Source organism: Mesorhizobium sp. KACC 23794 (assembly GCF_052180275.1).
Lineage (GTDB): Bacteria > Pseudomonadota > Alphaproteobacteria > Rhizobiales > Rhizobiaceae > Kumtagia.
In genome coordinates this window covers 5385649-5403475 of the sequence record NZ_CP197465.1, presented here as the reverse complement: position 1 = coordinate 5403475, position 17827 = coordinate 5385649, and the positions used below count along the sequence as shown (strand labels likewise).

The following is a 17827-nucleotide window of genomic DNA, read 5'->3' as shown; positions in this document are numbered from 1 at the left end:
AGGATCCCGGCGGCGACCCCGTCGGGATTTTTTCTGGGGCAAGCGAGGGGACCGATCATGCAGTCTTTGGGTAGCATTCGCCGCGATTTTTCGCCTTGGACCAATCCCGACGCGAAACCCTACATCACCGTCGAGAACGTCACCAAGCGCTTCGGGGACTTCACCGCGGTCAACAACCTGTCCCTGAAGATCTACGAGCGCGAATTCTTCGCGCTGCTGGGGGCGTCGGGCTGCGGCAAGTCCACGCTCCTGCGCATGCTGGCCGGCTTCGACGATCCGACATCCGGCCGCATCCTGCTCGACGGCCAGGATCTGCGCGGCATCCCGCCCTACAAGCGGCCCGTCAACATGATGTTCCAGTCCTACGCCCTGTTCCCGCACATGACGGTCGAGCAGAACATCGCCTTCGGCCTCAAGCAGGAAGGCATGCCCAAGCCCGACATCGAGAAGCGCGTCGCCGAGATGCTGAAGCTGGTGAAGCTGACGCAGTTCGCCAAGCGCAAGCCGCACCAGCTTTCCGGCGGCCAGCGCCAGCGCGTGGCGCTGGCCCGCTCCGTGGCCAAGCGGCCGAAGGTGCTGCTGCTCGACGAACCGCTCGGCGCGCTCGACAAGAAGCTGCGCGAGGAAACCCAGTTCGAGTTGATGGACCTGCAGCAGAGCCTCGGCCTCACCTTCGTCGTCGTCACCCACGACCAGGAGGAGGCGATGACCATGGCCGACCGCATCGCCATATTGGACAAGGGCCAGGTCATGCAGGTGGCGACGCCCGCCGAAGTTTACGAGGCGCCGACATCGCGCTTCGTCGCCGGCTTCGTCGGCAACATCAACATGTTCGAGGGCACGGTGGCGGCGCGCGACGCCAACACCGCGCGCATCACCGGCGCCAGCGGCGCCGAGATCACCGTCGAGAATGCCGGCGAGGCGGTGGCGGGGAATACCGTCGCCTTCGCCATCCGCCCGGAGAAGATCAAGGTCTCGTCGCGGAAGCCCGAAGGCGCCGCCAATGCCATGGAAGGGGAGGTGTTCGACCTCGCCTATCTCGGCGACATGACCGTCTACCACGTCAAGCTCGACGACGGTCAGGTGGTCAAGGCCAGCGCCCTCAACGCCTCGCGCCTCACCGACGACCCGCTGACCTGGAACGACCGCGCCTGGATATCCTTCCGGCCGGACGCCGGCGTCGTGCTGACGCGATAGGGGGCAGCGATGGCGACCACGACCGCCCTGTCTCCATCCGACGCCGCGGCCGCTGCGCCGCCCGCGGCAAAACCGTTTTCGCTGGTTGGCTGGGTGGCGAACCGCGTCGTCATCGCGGTGCCCTATCTCTGGCTGCTCGTCTTCTTCCTCGTCCCGTTCGCCATCGTCTTCAAGATATCGCTGTCGCAGACCGCGATCGCCATGCCGCCCTATACGCCGGTCTTCGGGCTAGACACGTTCTGGGAGGGCATCCGCCAGCTCTCCTTCGACAATTATGTCTGGCTGACCGACGATCCGCTGTATTTCAACGCCTACATCTCCAGCGTTCTGATCGCCGGCGTCTCGACCTTCCTGACCCTGCTGGTCGGCTATCCCATCGCCTATGGCATGGCGCGGGCGCCGTCGAGCATCCGCCCCACCTTGCTGATGCTGGTCATCCTGCCGTTCTGGACGAGCTTCCTGATCCGCGTCTACGCCTGGATCGGCATCTTGAAGCCGGAAGGCCTGCTGAACCAGCTCCTGCTGACGCTCGGCATCATCGACGAACCCCTCGTCATCCTCAACACGCATACCGCGATCTTCATCGGCATCGTCTATTCCTACCTGCCGTTCATGATCCTGCCGCTCTATTCGGCGCTGGAGAAGATGGACTATTCGCTGATCGAGGCGGCCAAGGACCTCGGCTGCCCGCCGATCAGCGCCTTCTGGAAGATCACCTTCCCGCTGTCGCTGCCGGGCGTCGTCGCCGGCTGCATGCTGGTCTTCATCCCGGCCGTCGGCGAGTTCGTCATCCCCGACCTGCTCGGCGGATCGCAGACGCTGATGATCGGCAAGACCTTGTGGAACGAATTTTTCAACAACCGGGACTGGCCCGTCTCGTCGGCGGTGGCGGTGATCCTGCTGCTGCTGCTGATCGTGCCCATCATGATCTTCCAGAACGCGCAGGCCCGCGCCCAGGAACAGGGGCGTTGACATGAGCAGCAACTGGTCCCGCTTCAACATCAGTTCGATCGTCCTCGGCTTCGCCTTCCTCTATCTGCCGATCGTGCTCTTGGTCATCTTCTCGTTCAACGAATCGAAGCTGGTCACAGTCTGGGGCGGCTTCTCGACCAAATGGTACGTGTCGCTGTTCAACAACAAGGGCCTGATGGACGCCGCCTGGGTGACGCTCCGGGTCGGCGTCATCTCCGCCACCTTCGCCACCGTCCTCGGCACGATGGCGGCCCTGGCGCTCACCCGCTACACGCGCTTTCGCGGGCGCATCCTATTCTCCGGCATGGTGTTCGCGCCGCTGGTCATGCCGGAGGTCATCACCGGCCTGTCGCTGCTGCTGCTGTTCGTCGCCATCGGCTTCGACCGCGGCTTCATGACGGTGACGCTCGCCCACATAACCTTCACCATGTGCTTCGTCGCCGTGGTGGTGCAGTCGCGCCTGATGACCTTCGACCGGTCGATCGAGGAGGCGGCGATGGACCTCGGCGCGACGCCGACGCGGACCTTCTTCCAGGTCACGCTGCCGGTCATCGCGCCCGCCATCGTCTCCGGCTGGATGCTGGCCTTCACGCTGTCGCTCGACGACCTCGTCATCGCCAGCTTCACCTCCGGGCCAGGCGCCACGACGCTGCCGATGAAGATCTACAGCCAGGTCCGCCTCGGCGTGACGCCGGAGATCAACGCCGCCTGCACGCTGCTGATCGCCGTGGTGGCGCTCGGCGTCATCGCCGCTTCCGTCGCCAACAAGCGCCGCGAGGTGCAGCGCGTTCGCGACGAACAGGCAGCGCAGCGGGGGTAGCTGCCTCAGTTCCCGCTTTCTCCCGCCTTCACCGGCGAGATGAATGGCGCGCTCCACGAGCCGCCGACGAAGAATCTTGCCTCATCCCGCGGCTGGACGCTCGATCCGGCGGCCGCTTCGAGCGGGCCGACGCCGCCGGTTAGCGCAAGGCTGCGGTCGGCGTAGGAAGCCAGACCCGACAGCCAGATCCGGCGTTCGCCGAAGCGCGCCTCCATCCTGCCGATTTCGGCAACGCCGTCGGTGATTGTCGCCTTGATGTCGAGGCCGTCGATGCCGAGGCTGCCGCCGGCCGCCTCGTCGAGCGGGAAGAAGCCGCCTTGCCTGCAGCGCTCCAGAAACGCCGCCAGATCCAGTTCCGACAGCGCTCCCGCGCCGAAACGCGCCGAGAAACTGCCGTCGCCATTCTCCATGACCGAGCGCATATTTGTGCCGCGGCCCTTCAGCTCGAGCGCCAGCGAGCCGCTTCCGGCAGGCGCCAGCCGCGTCATGCCGGCCGCCGTGCCGAGGGCGCTGCCTTCGATGCTCGAACCCGACAGCTTGATAGCCATGACCGTCCCGTCCGCCTCGCGGTCGAAGCGGATGTCGGCCCGCCAGTCGCCGCCCAGCGCCGTCGCGTCGAGCAGGTCGAAGGACGCGGACCGGTCCTGGATCTCCACCGTCGCGGCCATGTCGGCCAGGTCGATCCCGACTGCGCTAGCATGCGCCGCGGAAAGCCGCAGGTCGAGCTGCAGCGACGGAAGCCAGCCCTTCGCGGATGCGGCAGTCCCTCTGTCGGAGGCGAGCATCGGCAACGCCTTGAACAAGCCGTCCAGCGGCAGCGTGTCGAAGGCCAGCGATCCGGACACCGATGCCTTGCCCTGAGCAAGAACCAGCTCGATCGCGCCGTCCGCCTTGCTGCCGTTCACCTGCAGCGCCGCGCCGTCAAGTTTCAGGTGGCCGGCGTCGCCCGAGACGGCGCCTGAGAGCGTGACGGCCTGCAGCCTCTCCGGTCCAGGCAAATCCATGCCCGTCCAGCGCAGCAGGCGATCCAGGGAGGGGGTCGTAAGCGTCGCCTTCCCGTCGACGAAGGGGTTGGCGGAGAGCGTTGCGGTGCCGGTGAACGAGGCGTTTCCCGGCGCCGCCTCCACCGTCAGCCGCAACGGCGCGGCGGCGCCGGCAAACAGCCGCAACGGATCGGCGCTCTCGATGTCGAGCTTGACCGGCTCGCCGCGCCAGATGCCGTTGGCGCTGACGCTACCGGCGCTGTTCAGCGCCGGCCAGTCGATATCCGCGGCGATGCCGGTCACCAGCGGCGGGTCGTCCGCCCCGTCTCCGTCGAGGAGGATCTTTCCGTCCTCGATCCGCACGCTGCCGAACGAATCGGCAGGCAGGCCCGCGGACGTCGCCTTGTCCGCCGCCCCGGTGACGACAGCCCGCGCCCGGTCGATGGCCGAGCGCAGGCGCCCCTTGCCCAGCAGCGTCGGCAGAAATCCTTGCTCTGCGTCGGCGCGCACCAGCAGCGTCGGCCGCACCAGCCGCGCCGACGTGAACACGGCGTCGCCGCGCATCGCGGCCAGCGCCGAAAGTTCGATGTCCATGCGCTCGGCGGTGCCGATCGGCCTGCCGCCAGCCGCACTTGCGTCGGAGAACGATACGTCATGCAGCACGGCCCGGAGGCGCGGCCAGACGTCGATGCGCGGCGGGGCGCCGATCTCGACCCGATACCCGCTCCAGGCGCCGATCTCCTGCGCGATGCGGTCGCGCACGATCCGCGTGGAGGCGATGTAGGGGACGGCAATGACGAGCACGAGGATGAGCGCGGCCAGCAAGACCAGCGCGCAGATGCCCCTCCTCATGCTCCTTGCCGGCATTCACCCCGTCCGATCGCATTGCCACTTGACCCGTTCCGGGGCCGTCCCCGGTTTAGCGGACCGGCAAGCCATTTCAAGCCATTGTGGCCCGGCGATGACGACGTGCGTGAAGGCCCGGCGATGAAAGCCCGGTGCCCGAGGCCCCGCCGAAGGGCCGCTCGTCAGCCCGTTGCGGGCGCGCGGGAAAACCGGCACAGTCGCTGCATGAGCGAGCGAAGTTATATCCTGGTCCGGTGGCTGCAGTCAGTTTCGGACGTTCCGGCCGAGCCCCCATCATTCCATCGCGGACAATAGAATACACGAAGCGGAGCAGGGCCGGTTCGATTCCCGCATTCGATCCGTTGCGGCAGATCAGGCGCGATCCGTTCAACCACCGATGCGGCGCCCGATGCCTTCGGCCAGCAATGTGGTCACGAGCATGTTGAGCGATACGCCCTCGTGCTCCGCGCGCCGCGCCAAAGCCGCGTGCAAGGATTTTGGAACACGCTGTCGCCATTGCCCGCCGAACGCCTCTCCGCTCGACGGCATGGTCCGGCCAATCTCGGCCAGCGTGTTGACATAGGAGGCAAAGGCATCGCGCCCTTCCTGCACTGCTTCTTCCGGCGTCTCGCCGTCGGCGATGCAGCCCGGATAATCGGGAAACTCTATCAGATAGCCGCCGCCTTCCTCCACCGTAAGCGGGCGGATTTCAAAGCGCGGGAGAACAATTGCATCAGTCATCGTCAGCCACTCCGATACGATCGAGTAGAGCTACAAACCGCATGATGTAGATCGGCTTGACCGGCTTGTGCGCAGGAACGGTCAATGGGGTCAGCCCCGGATAGCTGAACGTCACATGGCTCGTGCCCGGTTGACGCCACTCGATGCCATGCCGTTTTGCCAGTACCTTCAAATCCTCTATCGTTCGGTCGCGCGGATTGTTCCGCATCCGAGCGAGGATTTTGTCAGCCTTCGTCATCTATGAGTGGTATCACCTGCGATACCAAAAAGTCAAGCTCAGCGTGGTGTCTTGGGGTTATGCCCTCCTTTGGCGTGGCCCTTTTCCAGCGTCTGTTGGCGGATCCCTATGACCGAGTGCAAGCCGATGATTGACAGCGCAATGTCGAGGAGAGGGCGCATGGCGGCGGTTTCAAACTCGACACTTCGTCCAGGCGCCCGTGCTTCTTGCGCTTGTGCAGCGCAATATGCATAAACGCCGGATCGCTGGGAGAGATGAGCATGGCCACCACGCAACCGCTTTGGAAGCCCTCCGCCGAGCGTATCGCCGAGTCGCCGCTGACCGCCTTCAGGCGCCGGGCCGAACAGGTTTCCGGCCGCGGCTTCGCCAACTATGCCGATCTCCACCGCTGGTCGATCGACGAGCGAGAAGCATTCTGGAATCTCGTCTGGGATTATTGCGGCGTGGTCGGCGACAAGGGCGGCCGCGTCTTGGCCGACGGCGACCACATGCCGGGCGCCGCCTTCTTTCCCGACGCCACGCTGAACTTCGCCGAAAACCTGTTGCGCAAGCGCGGGCAGGGCGACGCGCTGGTGTTCCGCGGCGAGAACAAGGCCGAGCAACGCCTGTCATGGGACGAATTGCAGGCGCTGGTCTCAAAGCTCCAGCAGCTATTCGTCTCGCTGGGCGTGAAGCGCGGCGACCGGGTGGCGGCGATGATGCCGAACATGCCCGAAACCGTCGCCTGCATGCTCGCCGCCGCCTCGATCGGCGCGGTGTGGTCGTCCTGCTCGCCGGATTTCGGCGAGAAGGGCGTGCTCGACCGCTTCGGCCAGATCGAACCGACGATTTTCATCGCGACGGATGGCTACTGGTACAACGGCAAGGCGATCGACGTCTCGGCCAAGGTAGCGGCAATCGCCGCGCAATTGTCCACCTTGCGCAAGGTGCTGATCGCCGACTATCTCGGCAACGCGGCCGTGGCTGCCGCCGCGATCCCGGGCGCCGCCTCGATCGCTTCGGCGGTGGCCGGCATCGAGGCTGCTCCGCTTGCTTTCGAGCGGCTGCCGTTCTCGCATCCGCTCTACATCCTCTATTCCTCGGGCACGACCGGTATTCCGAAATGCATCGTTCATTCGGCCGGGGGCACGCTGCTGCAGCATCTGAAGGAGCAGCAACTGCACGGCGGCATCATGGATGGCGACCGCGTCTTCTACTTCAGCACCTGCGGCTGGATGATGTGGAACTGGCTGGTCTCTGGCCTCGCCTCTGGTGCGACGCTGCTGCTCTATGACGGCTCGCCCTTCTACCCCGATGGTAACGTGCTCTTCGACTACGCCGACCAGGAGGCGATGACCTATTTCGGCACCTCGGCGAAATTCATCGATTCGGTGCGCAAGGCCGGCCTGCGCCCCATCGATACCCACGATTTGTCGACGGTGCGGACCCTCTCCTCGACTGGGTCGCCCCTGTCGCCCGAGGATTTCCAGTTCGTCTATGACGGCATCAGGAAGGATGTCCATCTCGCCTCGATCTCCGGCGGCACCGACATCGTGTCCTGCTTCGTGCTCGGCGTGCCGACCGAACCGGTATGGGCCGGCGAGATTCAGGGCGCCGGCCTCGGCATGGCCGTCGATGTCTGGGACGACGACGGAAAACACATTGAGGGCGAAAAGGGCGAACTCGTCTGCACCAAAGCCTTCCCGTCCATGCCGGTCGCCTTCTGGAACGATCCGGACGGGAAGAAATACCATGCCGCCTATTTCGAGCGCTTCGACAACATCTGGTGCCATGGCGATTTCGCCGAATGGACGGCGCATGGCGGCATGATCATCCACGGCCGCTCGGATGCGACCCTCAACCCTGGCGGCGTGCGCATCGGCACAGCCGAAATCTACAACCAGGTCGAGCAATTGCCGGAGATTGCCGAGGCTCTGTGCATCGGCCAGGATTTCGACGGCGACGTGCGGGTGGTGCTGTTCGTGCGGCCCGCGGCCGGGATTATCCTGGACGAGGATCTGGAAAAACGCATCCGCGCCAAGATCCGCACCGGCGCCAGCCCGCGCCATGTTCCGGCCCGGATCGTAGCGGTCGCCGACATTCCGCGCACCAAATCCGGCAAGATCACCGAACTCGCCGTGCGCGAGGTGGTGCATGGCCGCACGGTCAAGAACCAGGAGGCGCTTGCCAACCCGGAAGCCCTCGACCTCTATCGTGATCTGCCGCAGCTTCGGACCTGAGATGGTTTGGCCGATATGGTAAACCAACGCTGAATGCCGAATTTACCTCGTTTTCACAGGTGGAACGTTTCGGTAAACTTTTTCGGGCTTGGCAAGGTTTTGTTAACGAACGGCGGCGATAGTCGTATGCAACTTGAGGGAGAGATCCCTGTCCTCCACGCCCTCGGAGGACTCTTGCTTGCTCAAGCCCCCGTTGTGACAGCATCCTAAATCTCAGGCGTCCGAAAGGGCGCCTTTTTCTTGTGCTCTCATTCCGGCGTGCCCGACCGGCATCGGACGCACGGGACCGAACGTTTCCGGACGACCGTCGACAGGCAAGCCCGAATCGGGGATCGTGGCGTGAATCAAGCGCATCGGCCGGTTCGGCAAGCCGGAAACGCCGAAAGAACAGTGCGGAGGGCCTTTTTCAGGGGTAGATTGAAGCCCGTTGCGCGATTTCCGCGACAGCATCCGGATAAAATATTGGAATCGTTTGAACTTCCGGACTTCGCGCAAATGGCGTGAGGGTGCCCAGCCGAGCCAGGAGCCGTGCTCCCGGCGGCCCGCCCTCGCTAAAAACTATTCACGATCAGGTGCTTACAAGGAGGCTTCCTGATCGCCAGCCAGCGCCCGCGACAGAAGGATGACAGGCACCGTTGCGGTGGCGATGATCAGCAGGGCGGCGATCGCGCCGTCCTCCACCACCGCCCGCGAGGCGTTCTCGTAGACCAGGGTCGCCAGCGTGTTGAAACCGAACGGCCTGAGCAGGATGGTCGCCGAAAGCTCCTTCACCGTGTCGACGAAAACCAGCACCAAAGCCGTCAGGATCGCCGGCTTGAGCAGCGGCGCGAGGATGAGCATGGCACTTGCCAGCGGCGGCTTGCCGAGGCTGCGCGCTGCCTCGTCGAGGCTCGCCGGCAGCTTCTCCAGCCCGGAGCGCACAGCGCCTTCCGCCAGTGCCAGGAAGCGGATCGTGCAGGCGAGGATGACCGCCGCCGCTGATCCGGTCAGCAGCAGCCCCGTCGAAAAGCTAAAATATTCTCGGAAGATAGCGTCCACCCGGTTGTCGAACTGCGCCAGCGCGAACAGCAGTCCGAGGCCGAGGATCGTGCCGGGCAGGGCGTATCCGAGCGACGCGACGCGGACCACCAGCCGCATCGGGCCGGAACGCGATACCCGCACCGCATAGATCAGGAACAGCGCCAGCGAGACGGTCAGCAGCGCGGTGATGCTGGCCGTCAGCACGGTGTTGACGAAGGCTTTTCCGAGATCGGCATTGACCAGGTAATCCAGCCGCCGCGACGCATAGCGGCCGAACACAAAGAGCGGCACGCCGAAGCCGAGAACGACCGGCGCGGCGACGGCCAGCGTGGCCAGGGCGGCCCGTAACCCTTTGATTCGTATGCGCGGCGGCCTCGCCTTGAGTTGGGTCGCCCGCGTATTGTGGAAGCGCTGCAGGCGCCGCGCGAACTGCTCGCAGGCAAGAAGCATCAGCACCAGAACCAGCATCAGCATCGCCAGTTGCGCGGCGCCTTCCAGGCTACTGCGATTGATCCAAGTCGTGTAGATCGCTGACGTCAACGTCCGCACGCCCAAATATTCGGCGACGCCGATGTCGTTGATCGTCTCCATCAGCACCAGCACGACACCCGCCGCGATCGCCGGTCGCGCCACGGGAAGCAGCACCTTGAAGAAGACGCGGGACGGCCGCGCGCCAAGCGTGCGCGCCACGTCACCGATGTTGCGGCCCTGCATCAGGAAGACCACGCGGCTGGTCAGGTAGACATAGGGGTAAAGCACCGAGGTCAGCACGAACGCAGCCCCCGGAGTCGAGCGCAGGTCGGGAAACCAGTAGTCCTGTGGCGTGTGGAACCCGAAGACCGCTCGCAAAGCGGTCTGCACCGGCCCGGTGAACAGGAAGAACTCGCCGAAGGCGTAGGCGGCCAGATAGGGCGGCACGGCCAGCGGCAGCACCAGCATCCACGAGAACTGTTTTCGCAGCGGAAAATCGAAGCCGACCACCAGCCACGCCGCCGTGACGCCGATCACGGCGGTGCCGGCCGACACCATGGCGATCAGCGCCGCCGTGGTGACGGCCGCGGTCGGCAGCACGTTGGCGGCGAGATGCGGCCAGTCCTCGCCCGTGCCGGAAAGCGCGATGATGGTCAGCGCGACGATCGGGGTCAGCACGACCGCCGAAACGGCCAGTGCCGCCGCCAGCATCAGCGGATGGCGGGCGCGCCGAACCGGGAGCCGGTTCACCCCCACGCCTGTCCCTCCGGATGCCGTGATATCCATGTTTCCAGGTGGTCGCCTTATCGACGAAAGCCGGACCGCTCTCGCGGCCCGGCTCGTTTGCCAAGCTATTTCAATGATCAGCTGCTCGGGCCGTCATCCAGGCCGACGCGGTCGACCATCTCGGAAGCAGCCTTGCGGTTCTTGGCGATCTCGGCCAGCGGCAGCGTGTCGGCGTTCAGCGTGCCGAACGACTTGACGATCTCGGACGGCTCCAGACCGGGCTCGACCGGATATTCGAAGGTCTGCTCGGCATAGACCTGCTGCGCCTTATGGCTGGACAGGAACTGGATCAGCTTGACGCCATTGTCGCGGTTCGGCGCGTTCTTGGCGAGAGCGGCGCCCGAAATGTTCACATGCGTGCCGCCATTCTCGAAGGTCGGGAAGATGACGTTGACGGCGTTGCCCCAGTCCTTCTCCGCCGGATCCTTCTCGTTGGTGCGCATCAGGCCGACATAATAGGTGTTGCCCAGCGCGATGTCGCATTCGCCGGCGAAGATCGCCTTGGCCTGCGGACGGTCGCCGCCGTCCGGCTTGCGCGCCAGATTGGCCTTCAGGCCCTTCATCCACTCTTCGGTCTTCTCCGGCCCCCAATGCGCGATTGCCGCCGAGAACAGGGCGAGATTATAGTCGTGCTGGCCGGAGCGCATGCAGATCTTGCCCTTCCACTTCGGGTCGGCCAGGTCGGCATAGGTGATGGCGGTGTCCTTCACCCGCTCCTTGGACGCATAGAGCACGCGGGCACGCTTGGTGACGCCGAACCAGTGGCCTTCGGGATCGCGGTATTCGGCCGGCAGGTTGCCGTTGACGGCGGCGTCGTCCAGCGCCTGCGTCACGCCCTTGTCCTTGGCATTGGTCAGGCGGGCGATGTCGACGGTCAGGATCACGTCGGCCGGCGAGTTCTGGCCCTCGGCGAGGATACGGTCCTCAAGACCCTTGTCGAGGAAAAGAACCTCGGTCTTGATTCCGGTTTCCGCCGTGAAGGCGTCGAGCACCGGCTTGATGATGTCGGGCTGGCGATACGAATAGATGTTGACCGTGCCGTCGGCCAATGCCGAACCGGCAAACAGCGTGGCGATTGCAAGCGCGGCATAGCCGGCGATCTTCGACCGGGCATTTCCCTTGGTCATCGTTCTCTCCTGATCAGCGAGGGGGTGAAGGCCCCGGGGACGGATTTTCTGTGGTTCCCATGCGGGAACGAAAAGACCTATTGGCGATACACGACGCGCCGTCAATACAAATGCCAACAAATTCAATAGTTTAGAAGAATTCTAAACTGGATGAATTCTGACAGCTTTTCAATAAGTTGAGCAAAACAATCCGGCTTTCCGCCAGCGCCTGCGACGGATCGTCCACAAAATCATCACGAAGATTTCAGTTGGCGAGCACGCGCGTGGACGGAAAAGTCACCTCGACCAGGGTTCCTTCGCCGGGTGTCGAGTTGATGGTGAAGCGGGCGCGGTTGGCCTCCACCATGGCCTTGGTCAACGGCAGGCCGAGGCCCGTCCCGTCGCCGCGCGAGCGCTTCAGCGCGTTGATCTGCTTGAACGGCTTCAGCGCCTGCTCGATCTCCGCCTGGGTCATGCCGATGCCGGTGTCGCGCACCCGCATGACGACGTCGCCCGAAGGCTCGTAGGCGGTGGAGACGATGACCTGGCCGCCCGCCTGCGTGTAGCGCACGGCGTTGGAGAGCAGGTTGAGCGCGATCTGCCTGACGCTGCGGGCGTCGGCCACGATGTCGGGCAGGCGCGAGGCGAAGCTGGAGCGGATGATCACCCGCTCGCGGTTGGCCTGCGGCTGCATCATCGCCACCGTCTGACCGAGCGTCTCGTTGAGCGACACGGCCTCATAGGCCATCTCCTGCTCCCCGGCCTCGATCTTCGAGATGTCCAGCAGGTCGTTGACCAGTTCGAGCACATGGTTCCCGGACCGGTTTATGTCGCGCAGATAATCGCGATAACGGTCGTTGCCGATCGCGCCGAAACGCTCGTCGATCATCAGTTCGGAAAAGCCTATGATGGCGTTGAGCGGCGTGCGGATCTCATGGCTGATGCGCGCCAGAAAATCCGACTTCTGCGAGGAGGCGCGTTCGGCCACCGAGCGCGCCTGGGTGAGTTCCTCCTCGGCGCGCTTCCACTGGGTGATGTCGCGCACCACCGCGCAAAAACCGCTGTCGTTGGGCAGCTTGCCGATGGTCATGAACAGCGGGATGAAGCGGCCCTGCGACTCGCGGCCGATCACCTCGCGCCCGTCATTGAGCACGCTGGCGACGCCATGGTCGGAAAGACCGTTCAAATAGTCGCGCGCCGCCCGCTGGCTCTCCATGGCGAACAGCGAGATGAAGGGTTTCCCGCTGATCTCGTCCGTCTCGAAGCCGAAAAGCGCTTCCGCCGGGCGGCTGATCGAGCGGATCATGCCGTCATGGGTGATCAGGATGACGCCGTCGGTCGCTGTGTCGATGATCGCCCGCATTTCCGAGACGCGGGCCTTCAGCGCCTCGACGTCCGGTTGCTGGGGCTGCGGCGCCTCCTCGTTGGACACCTCCACCGCATCGCCGGTGCGGCGCACGACCAGCATCAGCGCATGGCCGCCGCTCCACGGAACGGAGCGCAGCAGCGCCTCGATGGGAAACTCCATACCGTCGGCGGTCCGCATCCTCAGTGACCGGCCTGCCTCGTCCTTCGCTTCCTCATAGCGGTCGGAAAACAGTGCGCCCAGCCCGCCCGCATCGCGGATATCGTCGAGCGACGCATAGCCGGTCAGGGTCAGGAATTCGTCATTGGCATAATGCAGCACGTCGCCGGAATGGATCAGCAGCGGCACCGGCAGGCGCGAAAGGATCGCCGTGTCCTGGAAGCGCTTGCCGCTGTCGGGCGAAGACGAGAAGGCAGAGGGCATGAAGCCGGCGGTCTTGAGCTCGGCAATCGCCGCTCGCGCCGCCGCAACCGGCGAAATCGCCCGAACGTCCGCCTCGACGGCGTCGGAGACCGGAGCCGGCTCCGGCGTCGGTTCCTCGTCATCGACGATTTTCGTCACCGAGGCGGGCAGGTTTGAGGGTTCCGCCAAGCTGTCGCCGATCGAAATCGTATCGGCGTCGGCATAAGCTTCGTGTGCAAAAATCTCCTGCGGCGCCGGCGCGGCATCGAGCGACGGTTCATCACCGCCTGCGATTTTCGTCACCGATACGGGCAGATCCGATGGGGTAGCCGTGCCGCCGTCGATCGAAACCGTATCGGCGTCGGCCGGAGCGTCGTGCGCAAAAATCTCCTGCGGCGGCGCGGCACCGAGCGAGGGCTTATTGCCGTCGACGATTTCCACCGTCGATGCAGGCTGTTCGGAGGGTTCGGCCCGGCTGGCGTCGACCAAAACCGTATCGGCGCCGGCCTCATGCGCAGGCGCTTCCTGCCAGGCCGGTTGTGCCGGTTCCACACCAAATGACGCTTCGGTGCTGGCGACAAGCCCCGCCGCCGATGCGGACGATCCAGCCTGGCTGCCGCCGACCGAAACCGTGTCCGCGCCGGCATGCGCTTCCTGCGCGCGCAGTTCTTGCCAGGCCGGATCGGTTCCGGGCTGGAACCTGCCCGTATCGGGAAGCGGCACCGATGGCTCGCCGGCCTTCACCACGATCGTATCGGGCGCCACCGCTTCAGGCGCCTCCTGAGGCCGCGTCGTGAGGTCCGGCAACTGCTCCGGGTGGGCCGGATGCTCGGAACCTGCCTCGGCGGTAATCCCATCCGTCGCCACCAGGTCGGTGGTCGGCTCCTCCGTCGATTCGGCAATCGCATGGGCGACAGCCGTTTGAGACGGATGCAGCCCGGGTGAGGTGGGTGCGCCAGTCTCTTCCGTCGTCAGGTCGACCGTAGCCTCGATGGCCGCCGCCTCGGCGGATACGGTTTCGGGCAGGGTGGCATGAAGCTCGCTCTCCGCCCCTTCGACGGCAACTGTCTCCCCGGCCTTGACGGATGCTTTCTCCGCCGCGGCAACGCTATCGTTCGCCGCCGTCACCGCGGTCTCGACGTCGGCCGCGATATCCGACTGGCGGGCGCCGTTGGCATTGCCGGCTTGCGGCAGGTCTTCGATGCCGCCGGACTTCTTCAGCCTTTCGCCGATTTCGCGAAACGCGCTGCGCTCGACATTGGACAGGCTTTTTTCGACGGAAGCCGGCCTGTGCTCCGCCAGCCGGATGATCTTGTCGCTGGACCGGCGATCCTGCCGGGGCGAGACGCTCAGCGCCGGCACCTCGCCCTGGAAGGGGTCGTCGCCGCGCGGCTCCTCGGCCTTGGGCTCGGCCTGCGGCCCGGCGATTTCAACGGGCGGTTCCGCCGGCTTCGTGACGACAGGGGCCGGCGCGGCGGCGGCGCCGAGCGTCAGCCCGACGGCGTCGAGGTCGACCACGCTGTCGGCCAGCCGCGCCACGCCAAAACCGCGAAAACCCTCGAAAGTCCGGTCGCGCGAATAACTCGGCAGCGCGGCGAGGTCTACCGGCACCTTCAGGTCGGTGCCGGCGATCGGCCAGAACACCGAGCGTCCGGACCAGGTGTCGCGGCGCTCCAGCAGGCCGGCGATCTCCCTTTGCGGATCCAACCTCAGCGCATCGGAGATTTGCGAGAACGGCCGCCCGAGCACGTCGCCGGAGGTTGCGCCGACGGACTCCAGAAATTCGGGCGACACGGCGCTGAAGCGCCCGGCGGCGTCGGTCTTCCAGACGAAGCGGACCGGCGCGGCATTGCGGTCGACCGTCACGGTTTTTGCGACCACCGGCTCGCGCGGCGCGGCCGATTCCTCTTCGGCGGCGTCTACCGCCGGTCGGAACTCCGCCTCCGCGTCCGAGGCGGCGCGCAATTCTTCCGCAGCGACTTGCTCTTGCGGCTCCCGCGCCATGGCCTCGAAGATTGGTTCCGGCGTCACGCCGTCCGCAGCCGCGTCGATCGCCGCGGGCGTCAAAAGCTGGGCCGGTTCCGCTGGTAGGTTCGGATCCTGCGGTTCCCGGATATCGTCGATGGAGGGGACGGGATGGTCGTCTGCAGCGGCGTCGGCCGCAGTCTCCTCGACGGCCGTGGCTTCCTCGGCAACCTCGGCGTTCACAGGCCCGGCTGCCGGTTCGGCGGGCTGGGCCGCGTCAAGGATTGTTAGGTCCGTGTCGACGACTGTCGCAGCGGGTTCGGCTGCTTCAAGCACCGGCTCGGCGGGAGCGGTCGTCTCGGCGGCATCCGCTTGCGATGCGACCGCCTGAGCATCGTCAATGCCTGCGTCGGGCAGCTCGGTTGCAGTCGTTTCCGCAGCGGCAGGCTCTGCCTGTGCCATTGCGGCCGGCGTCTCACCCGCCGTTGCCGATACTTCCTCGGCGACGGTATCCTCGTCGATCATGACCAGCAGGTGTCGCGCCGGATGGTCGCGCAGGCGGGCGATCCCCGCGGGCAGCCGAGAAGGCCCGGTGGAGATGATCTTCTTGACTAGGCGATCGTCTTCGCCGGCAACGTCCGCCACCAGGGCGGCAAGCACCTCCGCGGGAACGCCGCGTGCGAAAAAGTCGGGAGAGGCGGCCTCGACCTTGCCCTGGCCGTCGAGGAACGCGACCATATGGCCGGGCTCGGTGAAGCCGCTTATGGCACGCGCCGCGATCTCGGTTTCCGGCGCGCCCGCCAGGCCGGCCGGCACCGCCAGCAGGATCGCCTCCTCGCCATCGGGCAGCGCGATGGCGCTCGCCGCAAACGCCACCGCCCGGCTGCTCATCCCTTGCGCCAGCCGCACCATGATCGTCCGGTCGCGGCCGATATCCGGAAAACCCTTCGTCGCCATGATCTGCCGCCGGGCGGCGAAACCCAGCCCGCTTTCGGCGCCGACGATCTGCTCTATGTCGGCATGGCCGAAAAGTGCCGCGCCCGGTCCGTTAGCCCACACCACCTCGGTTAGGTCGGCCGACAGGATGACGATGGCGTCGCCAGCGGCGAATCGCTCGCGCACGCCGTCGAGGACGGCGACATCGATGAACGAATAAGCGGCCGATGGCATGTTGGACCTTTGCCCTCCGCGGCGCGGAATCCTTGAGGGTTAACGCATTATTAATAAAAGTTGGGCGCTTCCGCGTCCACTGCGCCGCGATGGGAAGCCCGAATTTCTGGGCATTTGGTTAATCGCCAAGGGGTTCTCAACCGGAATTTTCGCTTCGTTAACAGGGATTTATGCTGCGTCGCAATATTTATGTTGCAATGCAGCATAAATCCCGCTATATGCTGGCTACGCATGAAACGAGACGGCGACTTCAGCCGTCCCCCGAAAAGGATGGAAAAATGTCCAAGACCGCAACCAAGACTGCCGAATTCATCGAGAACGTCGAATTCCCGACCTTCGACGCCTCCAAGGCCACCGACCAGTTCCGCGCTTTCGCCGAGAAGGGCGTCGAGCAGTCGAAGGAAGCCTACGCCAAGCTGAAGACCGGCGCCGAGAGCACCCAGAAGGCTGTTGAGACGACTGTCGAGACCGCCAAGGCTGCCGGCAGCGACCTGTCGCTGAAGACCATCGCCGCGCTGCGCAGCAATGCCGAGCTAGGCTTCTCGCACCTCGAAGCGCTGGTCGGCGCCAAGTCGATCTCCGAGCTGATCGAGCTGCAGACCGCTTTCGTCCGCAAGGGCGTCGAGACCGCCGTCGCCCAGGTCAAGGACCTGCAGGCTGCCAGCACCAAGGCCGCCGAGGACGTCTCCAAGCCGCTGAAGGACGTCTTCGAGAAGACCTTCAAGGACCTCAAGGTCGCCTGATTTGGCTGACCGGAGTTACCCGCGGGGCGGTTCCTCCTCCCTCCGTCCTGCGGGATATGCCGCCAGAACCTCCTCCCTCTGGCGCGACATAGGAAAAGGCCGGCACCTCCTCCCGCCGGCCTTTTCTTTTGCGGCTTGAAATGCCGCGCGTTTGCTCTTATTCACACCTCGCAAGCGACGCACCGCCGTTCGGCGATGTCGCAGGCATCGCAATTCGCCCGATGGCGCATGTGCGGTTGTAGCTCAGTTGGTTAGAGCGCCGGATTGTGGATCCGGAGGTCGGTGGTTCGAGCCCACCCAACCGTACCATTCTTCTTTCAATGATTTCCGTTGCTTATGGCGGGACATCGCGCCTTTCGCCGCGTGCCCGTGCCGCAAGCGGGTTCCCTTGATTGCCAACGGTTCTCGCGCGCACTCGGCTAGCCGACGCCACAGGAAACGCGACATGGTGGAGGGAGAAATGGTCGGCCCGGCCGTGGCATGAATCCGCCACGGCTTTCGAAGGACGCCAGATCGGGGCCTTACTCGCCGATAGCAGGAATTTGCCCCCGCGACCGCGCGATGATGCCGGCGTGGCCCTCCCGAAAACTCTGGACCGTCGCGAGCCGAAACGCGTCGCCGCCGTTCAGGAACTTCATACGGGCGACGAGACTGGCCTTGACCCATTCGGCCTTCTCCGCGGTAAAGCCGGAAACGCTGTCGCGCCATCTTCCGACCAGCCCTGTTTCCATGCTCAAGCCGATCGAAGTTGTTTACTCGGGTGGGAAGTCGTGTTGGTGTAC

General features: G+C 65.1%; 12 protein-coding genes and 1 tRNA gene. 6 read left to right on the top strand and 7 right to left on the bottom strand.

From position 1 onward, the window contains the following. Positions 1–57: 57 nt before the first annotated feature. Genes ACSBOB_RS26480 through ACSBOB_RS26470 form a run of 3 tightly spaced genes read left to right on the top strand, consistent with a single transcriptional unit; the run spans position 58 to position 2989 of the window. The gene (locus tag ACSBOB_RS26480) at positions 58–1197 is read left to right on the top strand and encodes an ABC transporter ATP-binding protein (RefSeq protein WP_442579034.1); all 1140 of its coding nucleotides are present in this window, start codon (positions 58–60) and stop codon (positions 1195–1197) included. Between the two features lie 9 nt (positions 1198–1206). Then, positions 1207–2169, top strand: a complete 963-nt coding sequence (locus ACSBOB_RS26475) for an ABC transporter permease subunit (protein WP_442579033.1) — start codon at positions 1207–1209, stop codon at positions 2167–2169. Position 2170: 1 nt separating this feature from the next. Continuing rightward, positions 2171–2989 (top strand): ABC transporter permease, encoded by an 819-nt coding sequence (locus ACSBOB_RS26470; RefSeq protein WP_442579032.1) that lies wholly within the window; start codon positions 2171–2173, stop codon positions 2987–2989. 5 nt (positions 2990–2994) lie between these two features. Here ACSBOB_RS26470 and ACSBOB_RS26465 read toward each other — a convergent pair whose 3' ends face one another. From ACSBOB_RS26465 to ACSBOB_RS26455, 3 genes are all read right to left on the bottom strand, one after another. Then, a complete protein-coding gene (locus tag ACSBOB_RS26465) occupies positions 2995–4824 on the bottom strand; it encodes an AsmA family protein (RefSeq protein WP_442579031.1) in 1830 nt (609 codons plus the stop codon). A gap of 381 nt (positions 4825–5205) precedes the next feature. Next, on the bottom strand, positions 5206–5559 hold the full coding sequence (locus tag ACSBOB_RS26460; RefSeq protein ID WP_442579030.1) for a type II toxin-antitoxin system HicB family antitoxin: 354 nt from the start codon (positions 5557–5559) through the stop codon (positions 5206–5208). Beyond that, positions 5552–5797 (bottom strand): hypothetical protein, encoded by a 246-nt coding sequence (locus ACSBOB_RS26455; protein WP_442579029.1) that lies wholly within the window; start codon positions 5795–5797, stop codon positions 5552–5554. Before ACSBOB_RS26455 ends, ACSBOB_RS26460 begins: the two co-directional genes overlap by 8 nt. 260 nt (positions 5798–6057) lie before the next feature. Between ACSBOB_RS26455 and ACSBOB_RS26450 the strand changes: the two genes are divergently transcribed. Then, on the top strand, positions 6058–8016 hold the full coding sequence (locus ACSBOB_RS26450) for an acetoacetate--CoA ligase (RefSeq protein WP_442579028.1): 1959 nt from the start codon (positions 6058–6060) through the stop codon (positions 8014–8016). Positions 8017–8592: 576 nt separating this feature from the next. On the opposite strand, the gene ACSBOB_RS26445 is transcribed toward ACSBOB_RS26450, so the two are convergent. The 3 genes from ACSBOB_RS26445 to ACSBOB_RS26435 all read right to left on the bottom strand — a co-directional run bounded on the left by ACSBOB_RS26445 (position 8593) and on the right by ACSBOB_RS26435 (position 16302). Continuing rightward, positions 8593–10293, bottom strand: a complete 1701-nt coding sequence (locus ACSBOB_RS26445; protein ID WP_442579027.1) for an ABC transporter permease — start codon at positions 10291–10293, stop codon at positions 8593–8595. 77 nt (positions 10294–10370) lie between these two features. Continuing rightward, positions 10371–11420, bottom strand: coding sequence for a Fe(3+) ABC transporter substrate-binding protein (locus ACSBOB_RS26440; RefSeq protein WP_442579026.1), 1050 nt, complete (start codon positions 11418–11420; stop codon positions 10371–10373). Between the two features lie 244 nt (positions 11421–11664). Then, positions 11665–16302, bottom strand: a complete 4638-nt coding sequence (locus ACSBOB_RS26435; RefSeq protein WP_442579025.1) for an ATP-binding protein — start codon at positions 16300–16302, stop codon at positions 11665–11667. Positions 16303–16580: 278 nt separating this feature from the next. On the opposite strand from ACSBOB_RS26435, the gene ACSBOB_RS26430 reads away from it, so the two are divergent. Together ACSBOB_RS26430 and ACSBOB_RS26425 are read left to right on the top strand one after the other, a co-directional pair. After that, positions 16581–17045 (top strand): phasin, encoded by a 465-nt coding sequence (locus tag ACSBOB_RS26430; protein ID WP_442579024.1) that lies wholly within the window; start codon positions 16581–16583, stop codon positions 17043–17045. Positions 17046–17277: 232 nt separating this feature from the next. Next, a tRNA-His gene (locus ACSBOB_RS26425) sits at positions 17278–17354 on the top strand. 212 nt (positions 17355–17566) lie between these two features. Here the strand turns inward: ACSBOB_RS26425 and ACSBOB_RS26420 are convergent. Next, entirely contained in the window at positions 17567–17776 is a 210-nt protein-coding gene (locus ACSBOB_RS26420) for a hypothetical protein (protein ID WP_442579023.1), read from the bottom strand. Positions 17777–17827: the final 51 nt, after the last annotated feature.